This window comes from Phenylobacterium sp., from assembly GCF_028290885.1.
In the GTDB taxonomy this organism is placed as follows: domain Bacteria; phylum Pseudomonadota; class Alphaproteobacteria; order Caulobacterales; family Caulobacteraceae; genus Phenylobacterium.
In genome coordinates this window covers 1-4,593 of sequence record NZ_JAQGIZ010000009.1, presented here as the reverse complement: position 1 = coordinate 4,593, position 4,593 = coordinate 1, and the positions used below count along the sequence as shown (strand labels likewise).

Sequence of the window (4,593 nt, the reverse complement as noted above, 5' to 3'; positions counted from 1 at the left end):
GGAGAGCACTGCCTGGTTGGCGCTGTCCGCGGACTGGATGGTGACCGTGCCGTCGAAGTGAAGGCCGGCCAGCGAGATCGAGCCGTAGTTGCCGGCCGCCAGCTGGATGGTGTCGCCGGCATGTGCGGTCTTCAACGCGGCCATGAGGTCAGTCGCGTTCGCCACCGTCACGGTGGTTCCGGCGCCGCCGATCGGGGTCGTCCCGGTGCCGGTCGTCGGGGGAGGCGTCGTCGTGGGCGGCGGCGTGGTGGTCGGCGGCGGGGTGGTGGTCGGGGGAGGCGTCGTCGTGGGCGGCGGGGTAGTGACCGGTGTGGTCACGCCGTAGGTGTTGTTGGTGAAGGTGACGTGGTTCGCCGTGTTGTCCTGCCACAGCTGAATGACGTCGGAGTGATCGGCGACCGTCGCCTTGGCGTCCAGGAACTGGTTGCCGGAGATCGTTTCGTAGGTGTCGCCGGTGCCGCGGATCGCCCCGTTCTGGATGTCGTGAAAGGTGTCATTCGAAATCGTCAGCTTGGTGCTGTTGAGTTCGTTGATGCCCGTGCCGAGCTTGCCGACGTCGGAGTTGGTGACGCTCACGCCCGAGCTGTTCTGGATCGTCATCGCGTTGCCGTCGCCGATCGTCGCGCCGTGGAACTTGCTGGCGTCGAAGGCGATGTTTTGCGAGCTCGACACGGTCACGGCTGTGCCGCCGGCCGACGCGAAGTCGACGTGATTGAACGAGAGCCCCGAGTCATTGGTCATCACCAAGCCGCTGATCACCGCTTGGTTGGCGGTGTTCGCCGATTGGATGGTGACCGTCCCATTGAAGTTGAGACCCTTGAGGGCGACGCCGCTGTAGGTGCCCGGCGCCAGCAGGATGGTGTCGCCCGCGTGGGCGTGTTTCACCGCGTTCTGCAGGCTGGTGGTGTTCGACACGGTGACGGTGGAGCCGGTCGACGTGGTGGTCGGGGCCGTCGTCGTCGTCGTGGGAGTGGTCGTGGTGGGAGCGGTCGTGGTGGTCGTCGGGGTGGTCGTCGTCGGGGTTGTGGTGGTGGTCGGCGCCGTCGCGCCATAGGTGTTGTTGGTGATGGTGACCTGGTTCGCCGTATTGTCCTGCCACAGCTGGATCACGTCGGAGTGGTCCGTGACCGTGGCTTTGGCGTCGACGAACTGGTTGCCGGAGATGGTTTCGACGGTGTCTCCGCTGCCGCGGATGGCGCCGCTCTGGATGTCGTGGAAGACGTTGCCCGAGATGGTCAGATTCGTGCTGTTCAGCTCGTTGATGCCGGTGCCGAGCTTACCGAGATCGGAATTGGTGACGCTCACGCCGGAGCTGTCGCGGATCGTCATCCCGTTGCCGTCGCCCAACGTGGCGCCGTGAACAGTCACGGCGTTGAAGCCGATATTCTGGGAGCTCGACACCGTCACGGCGGTGCCGCCGGCGGACGGGAGGTCGATGTGATTGAACGAGATCCCCGAGCTGCTGCTCAGCGTCAGGCCGCTGATCACCGCCGGGCTGGCGAAGTTCGCCGACTGCACTGTCACAGTCCCGGCGAAGTTGAGCCCCGCCAGCGAAACGGCGCTGTAGGTCCCGGACGCCAGAAGGATCGTGTCTCCAGCGCTCGCGGCCTTAAGGGCGGCCAAAAGCCCATTGGTAGTGCTGACGGTAGTGATCACAAGGAGTCTCCAAGAGTTCTAATGCAACAATGCCTACTCGCAAAGTTGCCGATGCCCTGGTTTGACAATGGAGCACATGGATTTCAGCCCAGTTAAGGTATTAAGTTAATATAAATAAACATTATCATTTTGTATACTTTAGTTGTTCATCCCGCGTTTCCTAAATCGACTTGGGTTTAGGCACGAGTTTACACCCCGCCTGCCGCCGCTTGCGGAAGGTCGCGCTCTCTCAGGTCAGGGGGTCGTGCGGATTGGTGCTGCGGTCGTCGAGTGTAGTGTCCGCCCCCGCAGCACTGACGGCATAGCTATCGGGCGACTCACCTAGCGGCGAGGTGTCCGAATGACGCACTTGCAGCAATCGCCGCCGACCGCGACGGCGGGCTAATTCGGCGGGAACCCGGAGGGCCCCGAAGGCCGTCCCAACCGGAGCCGTCAGGGGTGATTTTGGGCCGCCGGCGCCGCGTTTGCCGCGATCCGGAGTGACAATCGGGAGCCGGCTCTGCGGCCTGGCGGCCGGCGTCACGCTGGAAATCGACCGATGCGGTCGATCGCCGCATCAGCTGCGATTTCGCGATCTATGCGTCGGACGGCGCGTCCGACCTCCCTGGGACCTGACGGCTCCGGCCAACGGGCGCGCTCAAAGGATCCAGCAGTTGGGCCGCGAACGACGCCGCCACGGGCTCGTCTACCCCATAGGTCGGCGGCCAGTGGTTCGGAAGGTGATGCGTGCCGAACAGCCGGTCGACGAAGGGTAACAGGGCCGCATAGTTGTGGTCCCGGTGCTCGTCATTGGTGTGATGCCAATGGTGGAAGGCCGGCGTCGCCACCAGCCACTCCAGAGGACCGAAGCGCCAGTTCAGGTTGCCGTGGACGACAAAGGCCCAGGCGGAGCCCCCCAGCGTGACGATGAGCGGCAGAAGCTGGTCGCCGCCGCGCGGGGTGGCCAGGCTTAGCGCGTAGAGCGGCGCCAGGCCGCAGAGCCGGGTGAACACCACGTCCACCGGATGCGCGCGGGTGCTCACCAGCCAGTCCATGGACTCGGGGCTGTGATGCACCTTGTGAAAGCGCCAGAGGAACGGCGTCTCGTGGCTGAGGCGATGGCCCCAATAGGCGCCGACCTCGCTCACGACGATCCCGGCTAGGATCTTGACCCCCAGCGGCAGGCTGGCGATCGCGTCGATATAGGCTTGCGGCGTGATCCGTTGCACGCCGGCGGTGATGATCGAGATCGGTATCGCCAGCACGACCGCAGGCGCCAATCCGTTCAGGAAGTAGTAGGCGAGGTCACTCGCCAGCGTACGCGCGCGCGCACGTGTTGGATGGAGCGCGAAGAAGCGCTCCAGCGGCAGGAAGACGATCGTCAGGATCACCAGCCAGAGCGTGAGGCTGGCGGCCTGCATTCCAAGGGAGATGGCGTGCTGCACGATGTGGGAGAGCATACGCCCCTACCGCTTCCAAAAAATAAAAAGGGGAGCAGCAGGCGCCGCTCCCCCCTTCAGCCCGGCGATAAGCCGAGCGAACACTTGCCTGTCGCTTAGGCGGCGACGAGCGTCTGACGACGGCGGCGGATCATGGCGCCGATGCCGCCGAAGCCGACCAGCATCATCGCCCAGGTCGCCGGTTCCGGCACCGTCAGCGACACGCCGTCAAGCACGGCCATCGGCGGCAGGTTGCCCGGCGTCCCGAGAGACAGGAACGACAGGGTCTGGGTGGCTGCGGTCGGCGTGAAGAACATCGTCGCCGTTTGCCAGCCCGAGAAGCCCTGGCTCGTGACGGGCACCAACTGCGTGACGAAGGTCTGGCCGCCGAACGAGACCTGGAGTTGTTCGGTGATGTCGCCCGCACGGTTCGCCAACTGGGCCGCGGCCCAGTCGAAGGTCAGGGTGTAGGTCTTGGTGGTGTCGAGACCGGTCAGGATCTGAGAAATCCCACCCTGAACAGCGGAGTCGCCGTCAAGGGCGACGAAGGCGCCGCCATCGGGGCTCAACGCGTTGAAACTCGCACCGAAATGCTCGCCCGTGGACGGCGGCGAATATTGGGTGCTGGCGTTGGTCTGCGGCGACGTGCCGAAATAGATGTTGTAGCCGCCGTTGCCGGTCCAGCCGGTCACGCCTTGGCCACCGACGCCCGTGCCGAACTGGTTGTTCGTAGCGCCGTAGCTGGAGCTGGTGAAGCTGCCGTTTGTCACCAGATTCGTCGCCGCGTGGGCGCCCGTTCCGATGGCCAGCGCCATAGACGCAGCCAGCGCAACCGAAGAGAGAACTTTTATACGCATGTTGAGCACCCCAGTTTCAGCCTGATCGACCAATTAACGGAACCATAACCATAGGGAAAACAGCCCCGCAAACGAATTCCCCCCATGAGGGAAGTCTTGACGTCCGCGGGGGCCCGGCTCGACGCAATAGCGCTGCGCTGTTCCTTGACCACACTTGCCGCAGCACGTTCTGGTGGCCGCATAGTCTGCGATGGTCCGGCAGGACAATCGATAGTTGCGTCGGTAACTTCGGCTGCAGCAAGCCGATCACAGGTTGGCTCTCACCCGCCGCTCACAGGCGTTCCAACTCGGCGGCGGTCCCGGGGACTGGCGCCTGCAGGCCTTGACCCGGGCGATGAAGGCGCCCGCGGTGACGTCACTGCGGCGCTGCTCCCCGGCCACGGTCCGCTGCCCGGCCCAAAGCAGCAGCAGGAAGGCGATGGCGACGAACAGGCCCAGGAGCCAGCCGACGGCGCGACAGACGACCAGCAGCCTCGATGTCCCCTGCGCGGCGGTCATGGCCCGGGATCTGTCGTTGCAAGCCGCATGCGCCAAGCTCAGTAAGCGCGCGGATCTCGGAAGATGAGGGGGACGGTGCGCACGAGGATGGCGAGGTCGAGGGCCGGCGACCATTCGTCGATGTAGCTGTTGTCGGCGGCCACCCGGTCGCCCATGCAGCGGGT

The 4,593-nt window shown here is 64.9% G+C and carries 4 protein-coding genes; all 4 read right to left on the bottom strand.

Features of this window, described 5'->3' with window-relative positions:
• A partial coding sequence (locus tag JWP28_RS00635; RefSeq protein ID WP_299538807.1) for a right-handed parallel beta-helix repeat-containing protein occupies positions 1–1,656 on the bottom strand: 1,656 nt, incomplete at its 3' end.
• 575 nt (positions 1,657–2,231) lie between these two features.
• Positions 2,232–3,095 carry a sterol desaturase family protein gene (locus tag JWP28_RS00630; protein WP_299538805.1) on the bottom strand — a complete coding sequence of 288 codons (864 nt, stop codon included), beginning with the start codon at positions 3,093–3,095 and terminating at the stop codon, positions 2,232–2,234.
• A gap of 95 nt (positions 3,096–3,190) precedes the next feature.
• The gene (locus JWP28_RS00625; protein ID WP_299538803.1) at positions 3,191–3,889 is read right to left on the bottom strand and encodes a PEPxxWA-CTERM sorting domain-containing protein; all 699 of its coding nucleotides are present in this window, start codon (positions 3,887–3,889) and stop codon (positions 3,191–3,193) included.
• Between the two features lie 288 nt (positions 3,890–4,177).
• Positions 4,178–4,429 (bottom strand): hypothetical protein, encoded by a 252-nt coding sequence (locus JWP28_RS00620; protein WP_299538801.1) that lies wholly within the window; start codon positions 4,427–4,429, stop codon positions 4,178–4,180.
• Positions 4,430–4,593: the final 164 nt, after the last annotated feature.

What these genes read in the sequence shown, in the direction of transcription:
- JWP28_RS00630 (WP_299538805.1), bottom strand. Translation starts at nt 3,095, where the DNA reads ATGCTCTCCCACATCGTGCAGCACGCCATCTCCCTTGGAATGCAGGCC.
- JWP28_RS00625 (WP_299538803.1), bottom strand. Translation starts at nt 3,889, where the DNA reads ATGGCGCTGGCCATCGGAACGGGCGCCCACGCGGCGACGAATCTGGTG.
- JWP28_RS00620 (WP_299538801.1), bottom strand. Translation starts at nt 4,429, where the DNA reads ATGACCGCCGCGCAGGGGACATCGAGGCTGCTGGTCGTCTGTCGCGCC.